Origin of the sequence: Caballeronia glathei, assembly GCF_000698595.1 — a bacterium.
In the GTDB taxonomy this organism is placed as follows: domain Bacteria; phylum Pseudomonadota; class Gammaproteobacteria; order Burkholderiales; family Burkholderiaceae; genus Caballeronia; species Caballeronia glathei.
Genome location: NZ_JFHC01000033.1, coordinates 65,579 through 88,834, shown reverse-complemented (window position 1 = coordinate 88,834; position 23,256 = coordinate 65,579). Strand labels below are relative to the sequence as shown.

General features: G+C 62.7%; 19 protein-coding genes and 1 pseudogene. 11 read left to right on the top strand and 9 right to left on the bottom strand.

Going from position 1 to position 23,256, the window contains the following annotated elements:
- Window positions 1–688: SulP family inorganic anion transporter (locus BG61_RS20780; RefSeq protein WP_035941814.1), on the bottom strand; the 688-nt coding region annotated here is incomplete at its 3' end.
- A gap of 637 nt (window positions 689–1,325) precedes the next feature.
- Between BG61_RS20780 and BG61_RS20770 the strand changes: the two genes are divergently transcribed.
- Entirely contained in the window at window positions 1,326–2,795 is a 1,470-nt protein-coding gene (locus BG61_RS20770; RefSeq protein ID WP_051672683.1) for a PAS domain-containing sensor histidine kinase, read from the top strand.
- A 6-nt stretch (window positions 2,796–2,801) separates the two neighbouring features.
- Here BG61_RS20770 and hpnK read toward each other — a convergent pair.
- From hpnK to BG61_RS20740, 6 genes and pseudogenes are all read right to left on the bottom strand, one after another.
- Window positions 2,802–3,662: pseudogene (gene hpnK, locus BG61_RS40185) on the bottom strand (hopanoid biosynthesis-associated protein HpnK); the annotation flags it as partial.
- Between the two features lie 2 nt (window positions 3,663–3,664).
- Entirely contained in the window at window positions 3,665–5,086 is a 1,422-nt protein-coding gene (gene hpnJ, locus BG61_RS20760) for a hopanoid biosynthesis associated radical SAM protein HpnJ (protein WP_035925060.1), read from the bottom strand.
- A gap of 31 nt (window positions 5,087–5,117) precedes the next feature.
- Window positions 5,118–6,359 (bottom strand): bacteriohopanetetrol glucosamine biosynthesis glycosyltransferase HpnI, encoded by a 1,242-nt coding sequence (hpnI, locus tag BG61_RS20755; protein ID WP_035925063.1) that lies wholly within the window; start codon window positions 6,357–6,359, stop codon window positions 5,118–5,120.
- Between the two features lie 273 nt (window positions 6,360–6,632).
- A complete protein-coding gene (locus BG61_RS20750) occupies window positions 6,633–7,043 on the bottom strand; it encodes a histidine kinase (RefSeq protein ID WP_129572023.1) in 411 nt (136 codons plus the stop codon).
- Window positions 7,044–7,083: 40 nt separating this feature from the next.
- The gene (locus BG61_RS20745) at window positions 7,084–7,863 is read right to left on the bottom strand and encodes a COG4705 family protein (protein ID WP_051672681.1); all 780 of its coding nucleotides are present in this window, start codon (window positions 7,861–7,863) and stop codon (window positions 7,084–7,086) included.
- 238 nt (window positions 7,864–8,101) lie between these two features.
- Window positions 8,102–8,476: a hypothetical protein gene (locus BG61_RS20740; protein WP_035941812.1), complete on the bottom strand. Its 375-nt coding sequence runs from the start codon at window positions 8,474–8,476 to the stop codon at window positions 8,102–8,104.
- A 385-nt stretch (window positions 8,477–8,861) separates the two neighbouring features.
- Here BG61_RS20740 and BG61_RS20735 point away from each other — a divergent pair, with 385 nt between their 5' ends.
- From BG61_RS20735 to BG61_RS20710, 6 genes are all read left to right on the top strand, one after another.
- Window positions 8,862–9,524 (top strand): response regulator, encoded by a 663-nt coding sequence (locus tag BG61_RS20735; protein WP_035925070.1) that lies wholly within the window; start codon window positions 8,862–8,864, stop codon window positions 9,522–9,524.
- A complete protein-coding gene (locus tag BG61_RS20730) occupies window positions 9,521–10,870 on the top strand; it encodes an ATP-binding protein (protein ID WP_035925072.1) in 1,350 nt (449 codons plus the stop codon). The genes BG61_RS20735 and BG61_RS20730 overlap by 4 nt, the downstream gene beginning before the upstream one ends.
- A 188-nt stretch (window positions 10,871–11,058) precedes the next feature.
- Window positions 11,059–12,699 carry an alkaline phosphatase family protein gene (locus BG61_RS20725; protein ID WP_306434144.1) on the top strand — a complete coding sequence of 547 codons (1,641 nt, stop codon included), beginning with the start codon at window positions 11,059–11,061 and terminating at the stop codon, window positions 12,697–12,699.
- 322 nt (window positions 12,700–13,021) lie between these two features.
- The gene (gene hpnJ, locus BG61_RS20720; protein ID WP_035925075.1) at window positions 13,022–14,443 is read left to right on the top strand and encodes a hopanoid biosynthesis associated radical SAM protein HpnJ; all 1,422 of its coding nucleotides are present in this window, start codon (window positions 13,022–13,024) and stop codon (window positions 14,441–14,443) included.
- Complete coding sequence (gene hpnI, locus BG61_RS20715) at window positions 14,440–15,600, top strand: bacteriohopanetetrol glucosamine biosynthesis glycosyltransferase HpnI (RefSeq protein WP_035925076.1); 1,161 nt, start codon at window positions 14,440–14,442, stop codon at window positions 15,598–15,600. Before hpnJ (BG61_RS20720) ends, hpnI (BG61_RS20715) begins: the two co-directional genes overlap by 4 nt.
- A gap of 94 nt (window positions 15,601–15,694) precedes the next feature.
- Window positions 15,695–16,702 carry a lysylphosphatidylglycerol synthase domain-containing protein gene (locus BG61_RS20710; RefSeq protein WP_051672686.1) on the top strand — a complete coding sequence of 336 codons (1,008 nt, stop codon included), beginning with the start codon at window positions 15,695–15,697 and terminating at the stop codon, window positions 16,700–16,702.
- Here the strand turns inward: BG61_RS20710 and BG61_RS20705 are convergent.
- Together BG61_RS20705 and BG61_RS20700 are read right to left on the bottom strand one after the other, a co-directional pair.
- On the bottom strand, window positions 16,682–18,121 hold the full coding sequence (locus tag BG61_RS20705) for an ATP-binding protein (protein ID WP_051672680.1): 1,440 nt from the start codon (window positions 18,119–18,121) through the stop codon (window positions 16,682–16,684). The two genes, BG61_RS20710 and BG61_RS20705, sit on opposite strands and share 21 nt — an antisense overlap.
- The gene (locus BG61_RS20700; protein WP_035925078.1) at window positions 18,118–18,777 is read right to left on the bottom strand and encodes a response regulator; all 660 of its coding nucleotides are present in this window, start codon (window positions 18,775–18,777) and stop codon (window positions 18,118–18,120) included. The genes BG61_RS20705 and BG61_RS20700 overlap by 4 nt, the downstream gene beginning before the upstream one ends.
- 183 nt (window positions 18,778–18,960) lie before the next feature.
- Here BG61_RS20700 and BG61_RS20695 point away from each other — a divergent pair, with 183 nt between their 5' ends.
- The 4 genes from BG61_RS20695 (at window position 18,961) to BG61_RS20680 (ending at window position 23,243) form a co-directional block, all read left to right on the top strand.
- A complete protein-coding gene (locus BG61_RS20695; protein WP_035925081.1) occupies window positions 18,961–19,623 on the top strand; it encodes a GntR family transcriptional regulator in 663 nt (220 codons plus the stop codon).
- A gap of 211 nt (window positions 19,624–19,834) precedes the next feature.
- On the top strand, window positions 19,835–21,151 hold the full coding sequence (locus tag BG61_RS20690) for an MFS transporter (protein WP_035925084.1): 1,317 nt from the start codon (window positions 19,835–19,837) through the stop codon (window positions 21,149–21,151).
- Between the two features lie 163 nt (window positions 21,152–21,314).
- Complete coding sequence (locus BG61_RS20685; protein WP_035925087.1) at window positions 21,315–22,100, top strand: short-chain dehydrogenase/reductase; 786 nt, start codon at window positions 21,315–21,317, stop codon at window positions 22,098–22,100.
- A 9-nt stretch (window positions 22,101–22,109) separates the two neighbouring features.
- On the top strand, window positions 22,110–23,243 hold the full coding sequence (locus BG61_RS20680; RefSeq protein ID WP_035925089.1) for a pyridoxal phosphate-dependent aminotransferase: 1,134 nt from the start codon (window positions 22,110–22,112) through the stop codon (window positions 23,241–23,243).
- Window positions 23,244–23,256 lie beyond the last annotated feature (13 nt).

Here is a 23,256-nt window from a genome sequence, read left to right as displayed (position 1 = left end):
GAACCCCTGGGATCACCGGGCGCTTACAGATGATCCGCAGCGTATCGAAAGAGAACGGGACCTGCGGCAGAGCGAATGCCGGCAGCTGATCCGGAAACGAGCCCATATCGCCAACGGTGCGCAAGTGCAGATGCATGGCCATCGAAATAGCCGTCAAAACGACTATACAGACCAGAGGAGACGGCACCGCTTTCGTGACGCGCGGTAATAGATAGATGATTGCAAGACCGCCGGCCACCATCAAATACACGTACGCAGGCACGTTCTGCAATTGCGGCATCTGCGCGAGGAAAATCAGAATCGCGAGCGCGTTGACGAAGCCAGTGATCACTGAGCGGGACACGAATCGCATCAGCGCGCCCAACTTGAGGAGGCCAGCGCCGATCTGCAATACGCCGGCCAGAATGCCTGCCGCGAGCACGTACTCGACTCCGTGGGTCTTGACGAGTGAGACGATCACCAAGGCCACCGCACCGGTGGCGGCGGAGATCATGCCGGGCCTCCCGCCAGCAATCGCTGATACCACCGCGATGCTGAATGCGGCGTACAGGCCGACCTTTGGATCAACGCCTGCAATGATGGAGAATGCGAGCGCTTCGGGAATCAGCGCAAGTGCGACGACGATGCCAGCGAGAATATCGGCTCGGATGTTCGAGAACCACTCCTCGCGCAAGGTTTGGGTTTTCATTGGAAGGGCTTGAAAATAACAATTGACGAACAGGCCGGTCGTGAAGCGTTCGCTGCTGGGAAGTCCGACCGGAATGCGTGGCAGCGCTCGACGCGTCGCAAGCGAACGGAGCCATGCAAGAAAATCGAAAGCGGCATCGACGATGCATCGCTTGAAGCGAAGACGGATATAGCACGCAACAGGTCCGCAAACCTCGTGTCGGTCAGGCTGTTTGACGAAGGGAGGTTCGCGAAGAGTTACATGGGTGGCTTGAAGAGAGCGAGGAAAGGGCGCACCATCGTGCGCTGCGGCGCAACATTCTAGCCGATTGCTCGGCGGGCGTCGAATGGCCGCCGCGCGATCCAATGGCGGTCACTCCAAAAAGCGGCCACAGACCACGCTTCGCGAATGACCGCCGCACCCTACCGGGTTTTTACGCTGCGGGTTATCTTCTCGCATATGGCAGACTTTCCGCCATATGGCTTGGCCCGCCCGTGGTGGCACGTACGCGACCCGACAGCGGCCGCCGGCTCGATCGGGCAGCACTAAGCCCGTGCGGGATCTCTGTTGGCGTGGCGCATGGCGAACTTCGCCTTGCCTTGCCGCTCATGGTTGCGGCGCGCCGCGGATTCGAGTTCCAATTCGAATTGGAGACTGAATGAATCGTCGCTTTGCGTTCCATGCGTACCAAACGGTCTTCCCGGAGTCGAGGTCGAGTCGAATCGCCGGGCTGCGCTCAATTAGCGCAATCCTGGCCGTCGGCGCTATTGGCCTGGCGGTCCCGACCTGGGTGTGTTTCCGGCTCGGAAGCGACTTGACGGTCGTTGCGCTTGTGTACCTGATTGAAGTCGTGTTGCTGTCTCTGCTGGACAGCCTCGTTGCATCGGCCGTATTTTCCGTGATCGCTGTCGGTTGCCTTAACTATTTCTTCGTTCGGCCGTTGTTCAGCTTCAGGATAGATCCGGTGAACGACGTCGTAGCGCTGATTGCGTTTCTCACGGCGTCGCTGGTCGTGACCTCACTGGTGCAACGCCTTCGCCGCTTCGGAAAAGTTCATCGGGAGCAGGCAAAGCTTCTTGAACTTACCCGCGACAGCGTGATGGTTCGGGATATGGACGACGTCATCACCTACTGGAACAGTGGCGCTGAGACGATCTACGGATGGAAGAAGGACGAGGCGATCGGTAGAGTCGCGCACTCACTCTTGCACACGCGTTTTCCCGCGGCTCTCGGTGATATCAACGAAACCTTGCTCGTGGCAGGACGCTGGGAGGGGGAACTCATCAACGCGAGGCGGGACGGTTCACAAGCCGCAGTGGCGAGTCGCTGGGCACTGCTGCGTGATGAGAAGGGCCGGCCGATCGCGATGCTTGAAACGAGCACCGATATCACCGAACGCAAGCGGATCGAAGAAGAGCTGCAACGCTTCGCGCGGGTGACCACCGTCGGGGAATTGGGCGCATCGGTGGCTCATGAACTCGGACAGCCGCTCGGCGCGATCGTTGCCGACGGTGGAGCCGCTCTGCGATGGCTCGATCGGGACACCCCCGAGGTGGGCGAAGCGCTAGCGAGCTTGAAACGCATCATTAAGGAAGGCCTGCACGCGGGAGAAATCTTGCGGCGCGTGCGAATGCTCACCAGGCGGACACCCTCGCAGATGACATCTTTGGCCATAAACGATGTCATCAACGATGTCATCGCGCTCGTGCAGCGCGAGGTCTTGAATCACGACGTTACGTTGAGGGCGACGCTGGCACCCGAGTTGCCTGCGATCCTGGGCGATCGGACTGAACTGGCACAAGTGATGATCAACCTGCTTGTGAATGGCATTCAGGCGATGGACGAGGTTCGGGATCGGCCCCGCGAACTGATGATCGAGTCACGCCGCGGCATCGCAAATGATCTGATCGTCGCGGTGCGGGATTCGGGAACGGGAATCGATGCGCAAAACGCTGACAGGCTGTTCGAGCGGTTTTTCACCACGAAGACTGAGGGTATGGGGGTGGGCCTGTCGATCTGCCGTTCGATTATCGAGGCTCATGGAGGAACCGTGTGGGCTACAAACAATGCCCGTTGGGGCGCCACCTTTGCGTTCAATGTTCCGGCGATCAGCAAGTCTGTCGAATGAATGACAGCCAACGGAGCGCGCGATTTGCGCCCGGACCCTCACTTCACGATATTGCTCGTGACCGAAGACATCCGCGAAGCCCCCATGCATCGCACCGCTCGCTTCAATCGCGGCGGCGACCGCCGGCGAGCGCAGGGCCGCGAGTTCGTCGGCGTGGCGATATCCGCGCATCGATGGAGTGAGCGCGTGCGCGCCTGCATTCGCCGGGTGACAGTAGATTTCCAGCACACCAGGAGGCCGACGGGCGAGCACGCTCAGGAACGCCGCTTCATTCATCCGGCCCGTCTGCACGAGCCCGGCGACGTGGTCATTGTGATCGATGCCGGCACGCCTGAGCTTCGCATGCGCAAGCGCGATCCAGGGGCGCAGCAATATCGAACCATGCAGTTCGCGGGGCAGGCGCACCGCGCGCAGGCGGAAGTCCCGGCCGATCTTCAGGATCAACGCGAGCACCGTCGGATGCAGATGAAAATGCTTGTGCGTGTTCACATGGTCGAGGACGAGACCGGTTGCCGCGAATGCCTCGAACTGGGCGCGAATCTCGGCGGCGAGTTGCGCGCGCACATGCGGCAGGCAGAAGAAGCGCACACCGTCGCGGGCCATCGCGTCGTTGAAACGGCCTTGCCGGTCAACCAGATCCGGAATCGACGCAGGGCAGAGCGTCGCGTATCCGTCCGCGAGCACGATGTGCAGGCCGACACGCAGCCCCGGCAGTTGCCGCGCATAGGCAATCGCGCCCGGCGCCGCCGGCGCGCCGACCATCAGGCTCGCGGACGTGAGCACGCCGTGCCGGTATGCGAGCGCGACAGCGTCATTCACTCGCTCGTGCAGGCCGAAATCGTCGGCATTGACGATGATTCCAAGCATGCTTAGAGCTCGCGCGTGTGCAAAAAGCGAAAGAACTCGACGCCTTCGCGCAGGCGGCGCCTGGTCATCTCCCAGCTCACGAGCATTTCGCGCACGATGTCCCAGATCTTCGAGGGCCTGAAATAGAATCGCTTGTAGAACGTTTCGAGCCCTTGATGGATTTCCTCGCGCGAGAGATGCGGATAGCCGATCGCCGCGAGTTGCACGCCCTGCGCGCTCACGAGGTTGATCACCTTGTTCTCTTCGAGCCATCCGTTGTCCACTGCCTGACGATAAAGCGTCGTGCCGGGATAGGGTGCCGCGAGCGAAACCTGAATGGTATGTGGGTTGATTTCCTTCGCGTAGCGGATCGTGTTCTCCATCGTCTCGCGCGTCTCGCCGGGAAGTCCAAGAATGAAGGTGCCGTGAATCCTGATGCTGAGCTTGCGGCAGTCGTCGCTGAAGCGCCGCGCAATGTCCGTGCGAAGCCCCTTCCTGATGTTGAGGAGAATCTGGTCGTCGCCCGATTCGTAGCCGACCAGCAGGAGCCTCAGCCCGTTCTCCTTCATGATCCTGAGCGTGGAGTAGGGCACGTTGGCCTTGGCATTGCACGACCACGTCACGCCGAGTTCGCCCATGCCGCGCGCAATCTCCTCCACGCGCGGCCGGAAGTCGGTGAAGGTATCGTCGTCGAACATGATCTCCTTGACTTCGGGCATGTTGTCGCGAATCCATTTGACTTCCGCGAGCACGTTCGCCACCGAGCGAACGCGATAGCGATGACCGCCGACCGTCTGCGGCCACAGGCAGAACGTGCAGCGCGAGCGGCAACCGCGACCTGTGTAGATCGACACGTAGGGATGTTTCAGGTAGCCGATGAAATAGTTCTCGATGTTCAGGTCGCGCTTGTACACCGGCGCGACGAAGGGCAGCACATCCATGTCCTCGAGGACGGCGCGTGCCTGGTTGTGCTCGATCGAGCCGCCCGGCGCCCGATAGCTGAGCCCGCGGATATCCGCGAACGCTCGGCCTTCGGCGATCTCCTTGCAGGTGAAATCGAACTCCTCGCGGCATACGAAGTGGAGCGCCGTGCTCGCCTCGAGCGAATTGTGCGGGTCGGTCGCCACCTTCGCGCCCACCATGCCGACCAGCACGGACGGGTTGAGCGCTTTCAGCCGCTCGGCAAAATACGCGTCGGCCGGAAACGACGGCGTGCTCGTGTGGATCACGACGAGTTCGTATTGCGCCGCGATGTCGAGTGTCTCGTCGGCGGTGAGTCCGTCGGCGGGCGCGTCGAGCACGCGGCTTCCCGGCACGAGCGCGGCGGGTTGCGCGAGCCACGTCGGATACCAGAACGAACGTATTTCGCGCTTCGCCTGATAGCGTGAACCGGCACCGCCGTCGAAGCCGTCGAACGACGGGACCTGCAGAAATAGCGTCTTCATGTTGAACGCCTCTCCATGTTGAACTGATTCATCAACTGTCCGACAAGTCGGACGTGTCGGGCACATCGCTCAGGCTTCGTCCGGTGACAATCCCGGAGCCGCGGACCGGAATGCGTGCGCCACGCCACGACACGTGCGTGCCGAATGCGGATGCGAGCCATTGCAGCGAGAGCAGAGCGTCGCGCAAGGGCACGAGCGGCAGGTCGCGCCAGAATCGGCGCCAGTTGCGCGCAGTGCGCCAGTGCAGCAGGATGCGCGCGCTCAGTCCGAGCGACGTGCTCAGATCGACGAGCGTGTCGGCATTCGAATGAGCGATGTTTCCACCGCTTGCGTCGATGCCGACGCCGAGCAACGCACTCGCGATGAGCCATGGTGACGTGAACGTGATGAACAGGAACGCGAAGCCGAGCGGGTTCACCGATCGAATCGTGCGCAGCCAGCGTGTTTCGCGGCGCCACAGCGAGGCGAAGTCGCGCTCGACGACATCGGTCGTGACGACGACGTCGGACAGCACCGTAGCAAGGCCGAGGGCACGCACATGTTCGGCGAGCCAGTAGTCGTCCGCGAGGCTGTCGCGCAGCGCCTCCAGCCCCCCGCTTGCAGCGAGCGTGTCACGCCGCAGCGCGAGGGTCGCGCCAAAGCCGAAGCGCCGCGAACCCGCGGCGTGCGCGACATGCACCGAGGGCACGAACCATTCGTCGATGAAGAGCGCGCCCATTCGCGTCCAGAAGTCGCCGATACTCCGCGCACGGTAGAGGCACGTCACGAGACCCACGTTGCGGTCGAAGAGGGGTGCCGTGACGCGGGTCAGATAGTCGGGGTCAACCGCGATGTCGCTGTCGGCCAGCACGAGGTGGTCGTGCCGCGCGCGAGCGGCCAGATTGATGAGGTTGCCGACCTTGAGATTGCTGCCGTGCGCGGTGCTGTCGATCACAATCCCGATGTCGAGATGAGGATACGCATCCCGAAGTTTTTTGACCACCGCGACTGCCGGATCGCTTGCCGACGACACGCCGAACAGCAGCTGAAACGCGGGATGTGTCTGTGTGCAGAAGGTCTGGAGATTCTCGAACAGACGCGGCTCCGCGCCGCAGAGCGGCTTGAGCACGCTCACAGGCGAAGGGTGCGATGCCGCCTGTCGATGGCCTGTTTCAAGTGCATCCGCCGCGTCGCGCGATCCCGAGCGCACGAGCGCGGCAACGGCCGCATAGCATGTCGCAAGACAGCAAAGCCCGATGAACACCCACTCCGTGAAGGGAAGCACCGGCGCCATTATCCGCGCCTCCATGTCACGGCGTGCGTGCAGTCGATGGTGAGCGTTACTGTCGGATTGCTGTCGGTCACGCGGGCCTCCTGGCAGGTCCTTCGTCTGTATGAGCCGCGGCCTTGTACAGGCCGCGCTGCGAGATTCAAGAGGCTGCCTTGTCGATGCTTAAGGAATGCTTAAGCGTGCACGCACCGGTGATTGCACGGGCGGCATACGGCTTCGCGCTTCACGCGATCGAATTGCACTCACTCAACATCCTTTGAGCCGGAATCGAGACGTTCAGGCTTGCCCGCTTGCGTGATCGATCGAGGTCAGCACGTCGGCCAGTGCCTGCTTGCACGCAGCCGGATTGGGCGTGCTTGCACGCAATGCATCGAGCGCACGGTCGATCGCCTTGTCAACCGAGTGCCAGTCCGCAGCCGAGCGTGGCTTCAACGCCGGCTCCGCTTCGTCCCAGGAGGTCTCGAGATCCTTGATGCGGGCTTTGGCGCCTGCAAGATTGCCGGCGTTCACGAGCGTGGTGGTATCAACGACGATCTTCCGAAACGCCGACAGATCGCCGAGTTTCGTTGTGCTCGCGGCGTGCGCGGATGAGATCAGATAGACCGTCGGCGCATCGCGTGAGGCGCCGGCGGCCATGACGCCGGCAGCGGCCATCAGCAGGGCGGGGAACAGCTTGGCTACGTTCATTGTTTCCTCCATCTACGTGAGTGGGTAATAAGCCGAACGTTCAGGCAGTGCGTGATCCGTCCACGCGCGCCTGCGCGACACTCACGATGGCGACGAGCGTGACGATGATTGCGAGAAACACGGCGCTCGTGATGACGTTTCCCAGTCCAAGGCCGCCATACGGGCGCGCCTGCGAGAGAAGGTCGCCAAGCGAGGCGCCCAGAGGCCGCGTAAGGATGTAAGCGATCCAGAAGGTCAGGACGCGATTTGCGCCGAGCGCTGCCGCAACCGCCGTCACGGCGATCAGCGCGCCGAACACGATGACACCGAGCTGGAACCCGAGCCCCAGCGCTTCTGTCGCGAGGTCTCCGGCGGCGGTGCCGAGGGCAAAGGTGACGAGGATCGCGGCCCAGTAGAAGAGTTCGCGGCGCCGTGTGTCGATGGCGCGAATGGACAGCGTATGTTCGGTTCGGAACCAGATGAAGAAGATGACGATCAGAGCGAAACCGAAGCATGCCGTGCTCGCGTAGAGGCTGACGCCGAGGCCGTCGGTGAGCGCATCGGTGATTTGCGTGCCGACGACGCTCACGAGCACCACCGTCAGCCAGTAGATCCACGGCAAATATCGTCGGGCCCGCAACTGGCCGAACAGCGCGGCGGCGAGCAGCGTCCCCACGAGTGCGTCCGTGAATGCGGCGCCGAGGCCCGCATTCACCGCGAGATAGTCCGCTCCGGTCTCGCCGACTGTCGTCGACATGATCTTGATGGCCCAGAAGGCCAGTGTGACTTCTGGCACCTTGTTGAGGGTGTGCACCGTAAGGCTGCGTGAAGGCTTGATCAATTTCCGTCTCCCTGGCTGGTCAGACGAATGCCATGCATCCAGTCGTCCTCGACGTGGTGGTTCATGGGCTCGTGCTGAGATTCACTATGTCTGCAGGGACTTAGCGCGGGCTTAGACATCCCGGCACTCTCACGCGAATCGATCCGTGGATGAAAAAAAGCCCGGCATCATGCCGGGCCAAAGGACGGACATGATTTCCGAGGTCGCGTCCGTCCACGTGGATCCGGGTGGCTGTGTTCTAAGGCACGTCCCGCGCGCCCGAGGATTGGGAGGTGCCGCGCTGCGCGCGCGTGGCGTGAAGTTCGAGATGCAACTGCACGAGCCAGTCACGAGAACATCCTTCGGCTATCACAGGCAAGCCGGGTACCCTTGTGGCCGACGCGAGATGCCTCGCCGAATCGGCGGCCTCGAAGGCGCGCCTGGCCAACCATCTCACGATCATCGCAATGGCGACAGCCGCGGCGAGCGTGGCAGCCCGCACGACGGGCGCTCCCACCAACTGGGGCTTGCCGACAAGTGCGGTGGCGATGAGTGATGCCGCATCCGACAGCGCCACGCAGATGCCGAACAGCACGAAGTTCGCGCGCATTGAAACGAGGGTCGGTATCTGCATGACTTTCTCCTGGACCGCATGGCCGCATGCGCGAGTCACGATAGTGCGGCGCCGTTCCTTATGAGAGCCTTAAGCCCCGGAAGGGCGCACATTCGCTGCACATCCTTTTTACGGAGGACGTATCGTGAAGACCTCTGCATCCGCGATCGTCGTACTTTCTGCGATGATTCCCGCGGCGCACGCGCTTCAAAGCACACGCCGAGTCTGCGAGAGCGAAAGCGGGCAAGCCAGGCACTTTGGGCACTGAAGCGGCGGCGCGCAAGCTTGCACGTCTGTAAGGAGCGACTCAGTCCATGCATCGCGAGCTTAAGGAACGCTTAAGTGAGTCTTAAGCGTCCACGCCGGACAATGAGTGCAGGGACAATTCGAAACGACGGAGAACCGTATGCGGCTGCTACTCGTGGAGGACGACAGCATGATCGCCGAGACTGTGCTCGAATCGCTGCGGCGAGCGGGCTATGCCGTCGACTGGGCAGAGGACGGCCGCGCCGCCGATCTCTCGTTGAGCAATGGCGTCTATGATCTGGTGCTGCTGGATCTGGGTCTGCCAAGACGAGATGGCATCGAGGTGCTCGACACGTATCGGCGCGCTGGCGGCTCTGCGCCCGTGATGATCCTGACCGCGCGAGACGCGATCGACGACCGCGTGCGCGGCCTCGACGCCGGCGCGGACGACTACCTGTTGAAACCATTCGACCTCGACGAACTCGCCGCACGCGTGCGCGCGCTGCTCAGGCGCCGGACCGGGCAGAAGCATCCCGTGTATACGCACTCAGACCTGGCGCTGGACCCTGCGGCGCATGAGGCAACCAAAGGTGGCGTCACGCTGAATCTGGTGCCGCGGGAATTTGCGCTGCTGCAGGCGCTGATCGAGGAACCTGCGCGTGTGTTCCGGCGCGCCGAACTGGAGGAGAAGTTGTATGGCTGGGGCGAGGAGGTGGGCAGCAACACCATCGAGGTTCATGTGCATAGCCTGCGCCGCAAGATCGGCGCGGAGCAGATCGTGACCGTTCGCGGAGTCGGCTATCGGCTCAAGAGGACCGGATGACATCGATCCGGCGCTGGCTGCTTGCGTGGCTGGTCTTCGGGCTCGCTGTGGCGTGCGTGGTGGCTGCCTACGGCATTTTCCACACCGCGCGGCGGGAAGCAGGCGAACTCTTCGACTATGAACTGCGCACCGTCGCCCTGTCGCTGCCGATGAACATTACCGCCGCCAACGCGGTGGAACATCAGGATCACGACTTCCACGACATCGCCGATGACCGCATCGTCATCGACATCTGGGACAAGACCGGAAGGCTCATCTATCACTCGTTGAGGGAGCCTGCGCTGCCGCGCGCCGGGGACGGGTTTCGCTCGATCGAGCGCGAGGGCCTTCACTGGCGCGTGTTCGGCGTGGAGCAGCCCGATCGTTTCGTGCAGGTTGCACAGCCGTTCATCGTTCGTGACGAACTGGCACTGCAGCTCGCGCTGCGTACGCTGTGGCCGCTCGCGCTGCTCTTTCCCGTGACGCTTGCACTCGTGTGGTTCGTGGTGGCGCGCGGACTCGCGCCGATCGGCTGGCTGTCGCGGGCGCTCGCGAGCCGGTCCGCCGAATCGCTCGACATCGTGCATGTCGAACAGCCGGTGCCGGCCGAGATCAGGCCGCTCGTCGACGCCCTCAACGGCCTCCTGGTTCGCCTGAACGCCGCGACGCAGGCACAGCGCACGTTCGTCGCCGACGCTGCGCACGAGTTGCGCACGCCGCTCGCCGCCTTGAAGCTGCAGATACAGGCCGCCGTGCGCGACGGCTCGCTTCACGGCAGCCACGATACGCTCGCGCGGCTCGAAGGCAGGCTCAATCGCATCATTCACCTCGCGCATCAGTTGCTCGCACTGGCACGCGAGGACGCACAGCGTGAGACCCCGATGGCGCCGATGAGCCTGCGCCGTCTCGGAGAAGTATGCGTCGGCGATTTTTCGATGCTGTCCGAGGCAAAGTCGATCGATCTCGGGCTCGAACTGGAGCACGCGACCGGGCCCGGCGACGCCTATATGATCCTCGGCGACCCGTCTGCACTGGCGGTCCTGCTCAACAACCTGCTGGACAATGCGATCCGCCACTCGCCCGAGGGTGGCCGTGTGGACGTGACATTGAGCCGCCGGAGGGACAGCGTGTGCCTCTCTGTACTCGACGACGGCCCGGGCATCGCCGCCGACGAGATCGACCGCGTGTGCGACCGCTTCTATCGTGGCGCGGATGTCCAGGGGCCGGGCAGCGGTCTCGGACTGGCGATCGCATCGCGGGTCGCGAAGCGGCACCGTGCGTCGCTCGTGCTGACGAACCGTGCTGAGAGCCATGGGCTTGCAGTATCGGTGAACGCTTTCCAGAAGTACGACGGCCCCGATGGCTGACACTGAACGACGATAGACAGCACAGCCTTACGTCATTGAGTGTACGTAAATGCCGTGTAACGGCCGCGAAAGCCCGCGAAATCTCCACGTAACGTTCATGACTCGGATGTGACCCAGACTAGGCCGAGCGCCGCGACCGTCTCTCATCGCGGTTCGTTCGTACACCCTCAATAGTCTGGAGATCGATAGTGAACCTTCGCCTGAAGGCTGGAATAGTCGCGGCTCTTTGCACCTCGTTCGCGCTCGTCGCGTGCGGAGGATCTGACAACGGCTCTCCACCACCCAACGCAATCGCAGGCGCTCAGCACGTGCTGCTCGTGAGTATCGACGGCTTGCATCAGCAGGATCTCGCCAACTGCATCGCGGCGAAGACGTGTCCCAGCATCGCAGCGCTCGCGAACAACGGTGTCACGTATTCCAACGCATTCACACCCGGGCTGTCTGATTCGTTTCCGGGGCTTGCCGCGCTCCTGACGGGCGGGTCGCCTAAGTCGGCGGGCCTTTTCTATGACGTTTCCTACGATCGCACGCTGTTCGCGCCAGCCGATACGCAATGCACGGGCGCGCAGGGCTGGAATGTGGTCTTCGACGAGACCACGGGCATCGACGCGATGAACGGTGGCGATCTCACGCATCTGGACGGCGGAGGCGCCTTCAATCCGCAAGCGATCCCCAATGCGAAAGTGAACGGCGTGTGCACACCGGTGTTCCCGCACAACTATCTGAAGACGAACACGGTGTTCGAGGTCGTGAAGCAGCAAATGGCCAACGCGCGGACCGCATGGGCCGACAAGCACGCGTGGGGCTACGACTGGGTCAATGGTCCATCAGGCAAGGGTGTCGATGATCTGGCGCGAACCGAGATCAACTCCATCGACCCCGCGACCAACACCGACTACACCGATGTCTACACGCACACGGAAACGTTCGACAACTTCCACGTGCAGGCGATCCTCAACCAGATCGACGGCAAGGACTCCACGGGCAAGACGAGCGTCGGCGTGCCGACCGTGTTCGGCACCAACTTCCAGACGCTGAGCGTGGCTCAAAAGGCGCCGAACGCCGACGGAGGAGGGTACACCGATGCGCAGTTCACCCCCGGACCACAAGTCGCTGCGGCCATTGCATACGCGGATGGCGCGATCGGAAAGATGGTGGCGGAGTTGAAGGCCAAGAGTCTCTTCTCTTCGACGGTGGTGATCGTGACGTCCAAGCACGGCCAGTCTCCTGCTGACCACACGAAGCTCGTCAAGAACGGCGACACGCTTGCGGCGCTGCTCGAAGCGAGCAACTTTCTGGACTCGAAGGGCAACATCGGACAGGCCGCCACGAAGTCGGGCAGGCTGAACGACGGCTCCGGACTGGTCGGAACGGGCTTCGTGCAGGACGACGACGTCGGGCTTATCTGGCTGCGCGATCAGTCGCAGATGGCGAGTGCGGTCGCGACCCTGCAGGCCAACCTCGGATGCACGGCGACGGGTATCTGCGCGGACGGGTCACAGGCCTCGATTCTTTCGGGCGCGGCGCTGGCGGCCAAGTTCGGAGACCCCGCACAGGGCCGCACACCGGACATCATCGTGCAGCCCAATCCGGGTGTTATTTATACGAGCAGCAAAGCAAAGGATGCCGAACACGGCGGCAATGCGCCGGACGACAGCCATCTTGGCCTGCTCGTCGCCTATCCGGGGCTGCAGGCGGCGACGAACGCCACCACCGTCAGCACCACGCAGGTCGCGCCGACCATCCTCAAATCGCTGAAGCTGGATCCGAATGCCTTGCAGTCGGTGGCAGCTGAAGGCACGCAGGTGCTGCCCGGCCTCGGGTTCTGATCGTCTGGCCAGCAGGATTGCCCGCGTCTGTGCACGCGGGTCTTCGCAGGTCGCGCCCGCTTCGCGGCGGCGTGAGTTGACTGTCTCATGGCGATGCTTCGCAACGCCGTAATCAATATCAGTTCTCCCGTTCGCTTCCGGACCGCGCAGGATCGCTTCGCGGCGATCCTTACTTGCAGGCGCGCTGTATTGGTTCCTTCAGGTTTCCTTCAGCTTCGCCCCGTACTATTTGCGCGTCCGCTTGCATCCCGGGAGTAAACAAACTTTGGAAACCTTCCGCTAGAACGCTGAAAGCTTCGATTAAAGGATTGCTGCTGCATTCATGAAAACTCTCTTCCTGCAGGCACCGTCATACGACGGCTTCGATGGCGGCGCGGGTTCGCGCTACCAGGCGAAGCGTGAAGTCCGTTCGTTCTGGTATCCGACGTGGCTCGCCCAACCCGCCGCGCTCATTCCCGATAGCCGCGTTCTCGATGCGCCCGCAGACGGCCTGTCGGTGGAGGCTGTGCTCGACATCGCGCAGCAATACGACCTGGTGATCATTCATACCAGTACGCCGTCCTTTCCAACCGATGCCCTCTTCGCCGAAAACCTGAAGAAACGCAAGCCTTCGATCTTGATCGGCATGGTGGGCGCAAAGGTGGCGGTCGATCCACACAATTCGCTGACCGCAAGCGAGGCGATCGATTTTGTCTGCCGTGAAGAATTCGACTTGACCTGCAAGGAGATCGCCGAAGGCGTTCCGTTCGCGCAGATCCAGGGCTTGAGCTATCGCGCGGCGGACGGTTCGATCGAACATAACGTAGCGCGCCCGATCCTCGAGAACATGGACGAGCTGCCGTTCGTCGCGCCGGTCTACAAGCGCGATCTGACGATCGAAAACTACTTCAACGGCTACCTGAAGCATCCCTATGTGTCGCTCTACACGGGCCGCGGCTGTCGCTCCAAGTGTACGTTCTGTCTGTGGCCGCAAACGGTCGGCGGCCATCGCTATCGCGTGCGCTCGGTCGAGAACGTGCTCGAAGAGGTCAGGTGGATTCGCGACAACATGCCGGAAGTGAAGGAGATCATGTTCGACGACGACACCTTCACGGACTTCAAGCCTCGCGCGGAAGAGATTGCGCGCGGCATGGGCAAGCTCGGCGTGACGTGGTCGTGCAACGCGAAGGCGAACGTTCCTTACGCGACGCTGAAGATCATGAAGGATAACGGCCTGCGGCTGCTGCTCGTCGGCTATGAATCCGGCGACGACCAGATCCTGCTGAACGTGAAGAAGGGCTTGCGCACGGACATCGCGCGGCGCTTCGCGAAAGACTGCCGCACGCTCGGCATCAAGGTTCACGGCACCTTCATTCTGGGCTTGCCGGGCGAGACGCCGGAAACCATTCAGAAGACCATCGAGTACGCGAAAGAGATCAATCCGCTGACGATCCAGGTATCGCTCGCCGCGCCGTATCCCGGCACGACGCTGTATAACCAGGCGGTCGAGAACGGCTGGCTCGAGGAGAACAAGGTCATCAATCTCGTCAGCAGGGAAGGTGTGCAACTGGCTGCGATCGGCTATCCGCATCTGTCGCGCGACGAGATGTATCACCAGCTCGAAAACTTCTACAAGCGCTTCTATTTCCGCCCGTCGAAGATCTGGGAAATCCTGCGCGAAATGCTGACGAGTTGGGACATGATGAAACGGCGCTTGCGGGAAGGCGTCGAATTCTTCCGCTTCCTGCGCGCCCATCAGGCGTGAGCGCCGCACACCTGTTCGCCGTCACGCTGAGCTTCGCGTGCGCGGCGGCGGCTTCATTCGGCATCGGCTATACCGTGCTGGCCGGCGCACTGATCGGGCGTTTCTTCGCGCGGCCCGTGTCCGAGCCGACCACCTTCCCGCCGGTCACGATCGTCAAGCCGTTGCATGGCGACGAATGGACACTGCTCGCGAACCTGTCGAGTTTCTGTCAGCAGCGCTATCCGGGGCCCGTGCAATTCCTGTTCGGCGTGCACGACTCGAACGACCCTGCCTTGCAAACGGTGGACGAACTACGAAGGTTGCATCCCGATGCGAACATCACCGTAGTCGCCGATACGCGCCTGTATGGTCCCAACCGTAAGATCAGCAACATCCTCAATATGCTGCCGCAGGCGCAGCACGACGTGCTGGTGTTTGCCGATAGCGACGTGAGCGTCGGCCCGGACTATCTGCGCAATGTAATCGGAGAATTGCAGAAACCGGGTGTCGGTCTCGTCACCTGTGTGTATCGCGGGCAACCCGATCCCGGGTTCTGGCCGCGCCTGTCGGCCAATGCGACCAACTATCATTTCTTGCCCGGCGTGGTGACCGGCCTCGCACTCGGTCTCGCGCGGCCCTGCTTCGGGCAAAGCATCGCAATGCGGCGCGACACGCTCGAAAAAATCGGCGGGCTCACACCGTTCGTCAAGCATTTGGCCGAAGATCACGCGATCGGTGAAGCGGTGCGGATGATCGGCGAAAAGGTCGCGATTCCTCCGTTCATGATTTCACATGCCTGCGTCGAATCGAGTGCGATGCAATTGATCGACCACGAACTGCGCTGGAGCCGCACGATTCGCAGTATCGATCCGCTCGGCCACCTTGGTTCGGCGTTGATCCACCCGCTCGCTTTCGCGCTGCTCGCCGTAGTGTTCTCGGGCGGCGCTGTGTGGGCATGGCCGCTCGCGCTGGTCGCCGTGTGCGCCCGGCTCGGGTTGAAAGTGCTGTCGGATCGCGTATTGCGGCAGGCGCGCCGCGATCTCTGGCTGATGCCATTATGGGATATCGTGTCGTTTACGATTTTCGTGGCGAGCTTCTGGTCCTCACGCGTGATCTGGCGCGGCTTCAGTTTCAGGGTGGACGGCGACGGCCTGTTGTCGGTGGCACAGGACGAATGACGGATGAACGGCGGATTGGGTTGGCGATGAAGCGCGAGCATGGAGAAACCGGGGGTCAGGCAGACGGACTGAAGCGCATGTGCAAGGTGTGTGCGTGATCAGGCATCTTGGCCGCCTGTCCGCACTAGCCGGCTTGCTGGTTTCGCTGTGGCTCGTGTGGCAGGAGAACCCTGTCGCCGTCCTGGGTGCGTTGCGCACCGCGGGCGCGGGCCTCCTGCTGGCGGCGATTTCGCATGGGCTGCCGATGCTTGCCAATGCATGCGGCTGGCGCTCGCTGATCCGCGGCGCGAACCGGCCGGGCATCGCCAGCATGTTGCATCTGGTCTGGGTGCGCGAATCCGTGAATAGCATGTTGCCGGTGGCGCGTATCGGCGGCGAGGTGGTGTCATTCAGGATGCTCAGGCGCTGGGGGGTGCGTCCGTCGACGGCGGTGGGCAGCATCATCGTCGACATGCAGCTCACCGTCATCAGCCAGTTGCTGTTCACGATGATCGGCATCGGCTTTCTTTTCGCTCATGCGCAGTCGAACACACTGCGGCTGGCGGGACAATTGGCGTGGGGCGTGGTGATCCTGACGCCGCTGTTGGTGCTGTTCGCACTCGTACAGCACGCCAATCCCTTCGAGCGCATCACGCGTGTGCTCGATCGCATGACGAGCGGCAAACTGGCTGCGCTGGTCGGGCAGTCGGCGCAGATTGATGTGGCCATCAAGCTGATCTGGCGCAGACGCGCGGTAGTGCTGCGCTATCTGTTCTTCTGGCAACCGCTGCAGTGCTTTCTGACGGCGCTGGAAATCTGGCTCGCGCTGCGCTTTCTCGGCGCTCCGGTGAGCCTGACCGAGGCGGTGGTGCTCGAATCACTGATTCAGGCGGTCAGCAGCGCGGCTTTCTTCGTGCCGGGCGGCCTGGGCGTCCAGGAGGGTGGTTTTATTCTGATCGGTGGCGCCATTGGTCTCGATCCTTCGATCTGTCTGGCGCTGGCTGGCGCGCGGCGCATTCGTGACCTGCTGATCTTCGTGCCGGGGCTTCTGGCATGGCAGTTTGCCGAGCGCTCGAATCGCGCTCCCACGCAACCGGTGCCGTCAGAGCGCTCTTCTCACTGACGCTCCCGGCACGGCTCGGCCCGCTTCAACGCAAGCAGGAAACGACAGTTCCACCGCCAGCCCGCGGCCACCGATGCCCGTGCCCACCTGCAGGTTCGCATCGAAATGCTCCGCAATCCGCGCGACGATCGAGAGACCCAGGCCGCTGCCGGAGGCCTGGGTACCGGTCGCGCGGAAAAACCGGTTCGTCAGATGGGCGAGGTCGTCAGGCGCGACACCGGGGCCGTCGTCACGCACGATGAGTTGCACGCGGCCGTTTGCATGCTGCATGCCCACCTCGATAGTGCCGTATTCACGTCCGTACTTGATCGCGTTATCGAGCAGGTTGTCGAGCATGATGCCGGTCAGCACCGGCTCGGCGTTGATTTCCGTGCGCGGGTCACCCGTCAATCTCATATGAATGCTTTTCTGCTCCGCATTGCGCTGGTTGGCCAGCAGGGCATCTCTTGCGACTTCGGCGAGATTGAGCCGTGCGGTCGACGTCCTTTCGTGCGTGTCCAGGCGCGCGAGCAACAGCAATTGCTCCGAGAGCCGCGCGCCGCGATCGACGCCTTGCACCACGCGTTCAATCGCCAGCTGTCGTAGCGCCGCGTCCGGCTCCGCCAGTGCGACCTGCGCCTGCACCTTGATCGCGGCGAGCGGCGTCTTCAGTTCATGCGCGGCGTCAGCGGTAAACGCGCGTTCGCGTTCGATCGAGTGCCGCAAGCGCGACAGCACCAGATTGATCGCATCCACCAGCGGCCGCACCTCGGTCGGCGCCCGACCGATGTCGACCGCTTCCAGACGGTTGATGCCGCGCACGCGGATTTCGCCCGAGAGGGTCTTGAGCGGCGCCAGACTCCAGCCGATGCTCAGCCACACCAGCAAAGCCAGCACCGGCAGCGCGAGGAGGGTGGGCCGGGCGATGCGGCTCGCCACGCCGCTCACCAGATCGCTGCGCGTGTTGGCCGGTTCGAAGACGCGTACCGTTTGGCCAAGCGCGGTATCCCGCAAGGTGAACGTATGCCATATCTGGCCGCCCAGGGTCATGTCCCGGGAGCCGCTGGCCGGCGGCATCGGCAGATCCCACGCGTGCAAGGCGCGCAATTGCGGACTGCCTGCCAGCACGTCGCCGTTGGCGCTGCGCACCTGGAATAGCGCGTCGCGCGGCAACGCGTCATCGTCGTCACCATCGTTGGCACCCGGCTCGCCGCCTTTCTCTTCTTCCCGCACGTCGATGCGCGCATTGGCGAGCGTGGTCAAATTGCGCTGGTCAAGCAACGCAAGGATTTGCGCCAGCTCCGCGAGCCGCGCCTGTTCCCATTCGCCGACTTCGCGCTCCGCCTGACGATAGCTCGATATCCACGCAATACCCCAGATCAACACGATGCTGGCGAGTACCAGCAACACCAGGCGCCTGCGGATAGATGCTGAAATCACGCTTTCTCCACCACGTAGCCGATATTTCGCACGGTTCTGATCAACCTGGCGCCGAGCTTTTTGCGCAGATTGGACACGTGGACCTCGATCGTGTTGCTTTCAATTTCCTGCTGCCAGCCATACAGACTCTCTTCGAGGCTCGAGCGCGACTGGGGAATGCCCTGATGGGTCAGCAACTGCATCAGGACGGCCCATTCGCGCGAGGTCAGGGACACCCGCGTATCGCCTACGTCGACCGTTTGCGCTGCGGGATTGACCGTCAGGTCCTGATAGCGGATGGGCTCGACACTGCGCCCTTGCGCGCGGCGCAGCAAGGCCCGGCAACGCGCGATCAGTTCGGTGAGATCGAATGGCTTGCCGAGGTAGTCGTCGGCGCCGGCTTCGAGACCGCCGACGCGATCGAGTACCGTTCCTCGCGCCGTCAGCACGAGCACCGGGACGTCCTTGCCGGCGTCGCGCAGCCGTTTCAGAAGGTCCATGCCTGACACCCTGGGCAAACCGAGATCCAGCACGACCAGCGCGTACGTGGTGGTGGTGAGGGCGAGGCCGGCCTCGTGACCGTCGCGGGCCCAGTCGACCGTAAAACCAGCCTGACGCAGCCCGGCTTCGACACCACAGCCGATCAGATCGTCGTCTTCTACGAAGAGTACGCGCACGTAAGCTTTCCTTCAGTTTGAATCGCTATTATCGCCCCTCGACAGCTCACGCTCGTGTGACCGTCATGAGCGCGCGTAGCAGCGCCGTGCTTCAGGGTGCCGACACTCTCGCGCCTGCGCACGCCCGGTTTCGTGCGACAATCAGACCCTCAGAAAATACAAGCAAAAGGCTTGGAGATACATATGACCACCCGAGCGGACGAGATTCTGACGACGCTTGAGAGCGAAATCCTGTCGGGCAGGCTGCCGCCCGGCTCGCGGCTGGAGGAAACCGAGCTTTCCGAACGCTTCGAATGCTCGCGCACGCCGATTCGCGAAGCGCTGCGCCAGCTGGCATCGGAGGCGCTCATCACGATGCGTCCACGCCAGCCCGCGATGGTCGCGGCGCTGTCCGCGCGCAAGCTGCTGGAAATGTTTCAGGTCATGGCCGAGCTCGAAGGGCTGTGCGCCCGCCTCGCCGCGCGCCGCGCGACGCCACAGCAGATCGCACGCCTGCGCGAGACCCAGGAGCAACTTCGCACGACGCTCGATGCCGGCCAGATCGACAGCTTCTACGAAATCAACCGCCGCTTTCACGAGATCGTCTACGAGGCGAGCCAGAACGAGTTTCTCGCCGATCAGACGCGCAGCCTGCGCAACCGCGTATCGATCTATCGCAAGATGGTTACGCAGAAGGTGCGTCGCCGGCTCGATACCGTCGATGAGCACGAGCAGGTGATCGACGCCATCGAGCGCGGCGACGGCGACGCCGCCGATAAAGCGATGTCCGCGCACGTCAATATGCTCGGCGAGCAGATGCTCGACTTCATCGCGCTCTTTCCCGAACCTGCCGAAGCCACCGAATAAGCGCTTCTCCGCACGGCCCCTCGGGCCGCTGCGCGCTTCTCCCTCCCGAATTCCCGACATGCGCGCCGCGCTGCGCGCCTGACCTCTTTTTGAAAAAATCCTTGCAATGTATTTTGTATCGGTATTATCTGGATACAAGATAAGCGCTCGGAGATACATATATCCGGGTTTTCATTGACATGAAGAGGCACGCCACGAAAAGGAGCAGGCGATGAGCGACACGCTGCATGCCGCGAGCAACGTAGGGCAAGCGCAGAGAATCGAAGACCGGATCTACCGGAAGGTGACGCTGCGGCTGATCCCGTTCCTGATCCTGTGCTACGTGGCGGCGTATCTGGACCGCGTCAATATCGGCTTCGCCAAGTTGCAGATGCTGAGCGACCTGCAGTTCAGCGAAACCGTCTATGGGCTGGGCGCGGGCGTGTTCTTCATCGGCTATTTCCTGTTCGAGGTGCCGAGCAACCTGCTGATGCAGCGCGTCGGCGCGAAGGCGTGGATTGCACGCATCATGGTGACGTGGGCGTTCATTTCCGCCGCATTCTTCTTCGTGCAGACGCCCACGCAGTTCTACATCCTGCGCTTTCTGCTCGGTTCGGCGGAAGCGGGTTTCTATCCGGGCATCGTGCTCTACCTGATGCAGTGGTATCCGGCGCGCCGCCGCTCGCACGTACTGGCAATCTTCATGGTGGGCATTCCGCTCGCGGGGATCATCGGCGGGCCGCTGTCGGGCTGGATTCTGGAGGCATTCAACGGCACGCACGGGCATCCCGGCTGGCGCTGGCTCTTTCTGATCGAGGCCGCGCCCTCGCTCATCCTCGGCATCGCCGCCTTCTTCTATCTGAAGAACCGCCCGAGCGATGCGAACTGGCTGACGCGCGAGGAGGCCGCCGTCATCACCAATGCGCTTGATTCGGCCGCGAGCCGCCACGCGCGCATCTCGGAGACGGTCGGCCAGGTGTTTCGCGATCCGCGCATGCTGCTGATGGCGCTGATCTATTTTTGCGTGATCATGGGCCAGTACGGCCTCACGTTCTGGATGCCCACGCTCATCAAGGCGTCGGGCGTGACGGGCACGTTGAACATCGGCGTGCTGTCGGCGATTCCGTTCGTGTTCGGCGCGATCGCGATGGTGTCGTTCGGCCGCAACTCGGATCGCACCGGCGAGCGCCGCTGGCATCTGATCGTGCCGATGCTGCTCGGCGCGACCGGTTATGCGATAACGGCGTGGGCTGGCGCGAACGTGCCGCTCGCCCTGGTCGGCCTGTCACTGGCGGCGGCGGGCGTGCTCACGCCCGGGCCGCTGTTCTGGGCGCTGCCCTCCGCGATTCTCGCCGGCACGGGCGCGGCGGCCGGCATCGCGGCGATCAACGCGTTCGCGGGCCTGGCGGGCTTCGTCAGCCCTTATCTGATCGGCTGGCTGCGCGATCTGACGCATTCGTCGGTGATTGCGATGTACGTTTCCGCGGGCGTGCTGGTCGCCGGCGCAGCGATGATCCTGCTGGTCCCGGCGAAACTCGTGAATCGCTAAGACGCTTCTCTTTGATCCGACCTGAACGGTATGCGGCGACGCATGCCGTTTTTTTTGCCCGGACGGCTATGCGCCGAATGAGACAAATTCCGGTTCCATTCCGTATGTTCACGTGGTACTTTATGTATTCATACAGTGTGTTTGTAGATACAAGAGAGACGACATGGAACTGAACTTCAAAGGCAAGTCCGCACTGATCACCGGCGCGTCGAAGGGAATAGGCCTGGCGACCGCCTGGCGCTTCGCCGCCGAAGGCATCGCCGAACTGCATCTTGCGGCGCGCTCCGCGGATGCCCTGCATCGCGCGCAGGACGAGATCGCGACGAAGCACGGTACGCGCGTGCACGTGTACGCCACGGACCTGTCGGTGACGCAGAACGCCATCGACCTGGCGCACGCGTGCTCGAACGCCGACATCCTCGTGAACAACGCGGCGGACTCCAGTCCCGGCCCGCTCGCCGAGATGACGGACGCCGACTGGCGCGCCAGCCTCGACATGAAGATATTTTCTTACGTCACGCTGACCCGCGAGCTGTACGCGTCGATGAAGCAGCGCGGCGGCGGCGTAATCGTCAACGACATCGGCAATTCGGGCGAGAACTGGGACGCGAACTACATCATCGGCTCGACGGGCAACGCCGCGATGATGGCCTTCACGCGCGCGATCGGCGGCTGGGCGCTGGACGACGGCATCCGCGTGGTCGGCGTGAATCCGGGCCCGGTCGCGACCGACCGCATGGTCAAACTGATGAAGCGCCGAGCGTTCGACTGGTACAACGACGAAAGCCGCTGGGAGGAGCTGTTCGACAAATATCCCGGCAAGCGCGCGGCGCAGGCAGACGAAGTGGCCGACCTGATCGTGTGGCTTGCATCCGATCGCGCCGCGTATATAACGGGCACGATCGTCACCATCGACGGCGGCATTGCCTCACGTCGTTCGATCATCTAAGGGGGCGTCATGCGACGATTCGAAGAACGTAATGCGTATTTCGACCGGCTGTGCAATAGCCAGGGATTGATGTGGCTCGGCCAGAACACCAATCACTTCGAGCCGCATCCTTCCGTGCGGCAAGCGGTCATCGACGCGCTGGACGGCGGCGAATATCACGCCTACGCGCCGCCGCTCGGTTTCGAGGAACTGCGGCACCTGATCCGCGAGGACATCGGTTTGCCCGAGGCTTCGGTCATGGTCACGGACGGCGCGGTCGAAGCGCTGTACAACGTGTGCCGCAATATCTGCGAGCCGGGCAAGGACTTCGTGACGACCAACCCGAGCTGGGCATGGCCGATGCAATTCGCCGCACGCGCGGGCTCGCGCGTGATCGAGCTGCCAATCTATTCGCCTGAGCAGAAGTACAAGCTCACGCCCGCGCAATTGCGCGCGGCAGTGAACGAGAACACCGGCGTCATCTATCTCGTCGATCCGAACAATCCGCTCGGCACGTGCCACACGGAAGACGAGATCCGCGAGTTCGCCGAGATCGCGCGCTCGGTCGGCGCGTACTTCATTCATGACGCGACTTACTTCCAGTTCGCGGACAGCTTCTCGCCCGCGTATCGCTTCTATCCGGAAAAGACCATCGTCACCTATAGCTTCTCGAAGTGGCTAGGTCTCGCGGGCATGCGCCTCGGCGCAGTCATCGCGCATCCGGAACTGATCGAACGCTTCGCCTCCGCGCCGCCGAACAACCTCGGCAGCAACGTGCTTTCGCAGCGTGCGGCGATCGCCGGGCTGCGCACGAAGAGCGAATGGTTTCCGGACATTCAGCGGCGTCAGCGGCGCAACCAGGCGGCTGTCGTCGAAGCGGCGAAGCATGTCGAAGGTCTGAGCGTGCCGGTCTATCCGTCGCAGGCGAATCTGCTCGTCGTGGAGACGATCAACGCAGGCATCACGCCCGAGGCGCTCGTCGAGGCGTTCCAGGCCGAGCGGATCATGATTCGACAGGGCGCGTATCACACGAAGCAGTTCGGACATCGCTTCGTGAAGGTGAGTCTCACGGTGCCGGAACACTGGGCCGATCGCTTTTGCGAGCTGTTACCGTCGATGGTCGAGCGCGCGCGTTCGATCACCGAACCGGCCAATCAATTCTGACCCGTTCTGAAGA

Excerpts from the sequence above, each read along its gene's own strand:
- BG61_RS20685 (WP_035925087.1), top strand. The coding sequence starts at position 21,315 with ATGGAACTGAACTTCAAAGGCAAGTCCGCACTGATCACCGGCGCGTCG.
- BG61_RS20730 (WP_035925072.1), top strand. The coding sequence starts at position 9,521 with ATGACATCGATCCGGCGCTGGCTGCTTGCGTGGCTGGTCTTCGGGCTC.
- hpnI (WP_035925063.1), bottom strand. The coding sequence starts at position 6,359 with ATGGCGCCGGTGCTTCCCTTCACGGAGTGGGTGTTCATCGGGCTTTGC.
- BG61_RS20740 (WP_035941812.1), bottom strand. The coding sequence starts at position 8,476 with ATGCAGATACCGACCCTCGTTTCAATGCGCGCGAACTTCGTGCTGTTC.
- BG61_RS20735 (WP_035925070.1), top strand. The coding sequence starts at position 8,862 with ATGCGGCTGCTACTCGTGGAGGACGACAGCATGATCGCCGAGACTGTG.
- BG61_RS20695 (WP_035925081.1), top strand. The coding sequence starts at position 18,961 with ATGACCACCCGAGCGGACGAGATTCTGACGACGCTTGAGAGCGAAATC.
- hpnJ (WP_035925060.1), bottom strand. The coding sequence starts at position 5,086 with ATGAAGACGCTATTTCTGCAGGTCCCGTCGTTCGACGGCTTCGACGGC.
- BG61_RS20690 (WP_035925084.1), top strand. The coding sequence starts at position 19,835 with ATGAGCGACACGCTGCATGCCGCGAGCAACGTAGGGCAAGCGCAGAGA.
- BG61_RS20680 (WP_035925089.1), top strand. The coding sequence starts at position 22,110 with ATGCGACGATTCGAAGAACGTAATGCGTATTTCGACCGGCTGTGCAAT.
- BG61_RS20750 (WP_129572023.1), bottom strand. The coding sequence starts at position 7,043 with ATGAACGTAGCCAAGCTGTTCCCCGCCCTGCTGATGGCCGCTGCCGGC.
- BG61_RS20770 (WP_051672683.1), top strand. The coding sequence starts at position 1,326 with ATGAATCGTCGCTTTGCGTTCCATGCGTACCAAACGGTCTTCCCGGAG.
- hpnJ (WP_035925075.1), top strand. The coding sequence starts at position 13,022 with ATGAAAACTCTCTTCCTGCAGGCACCGTCATACGACGGCTTCGATGGC.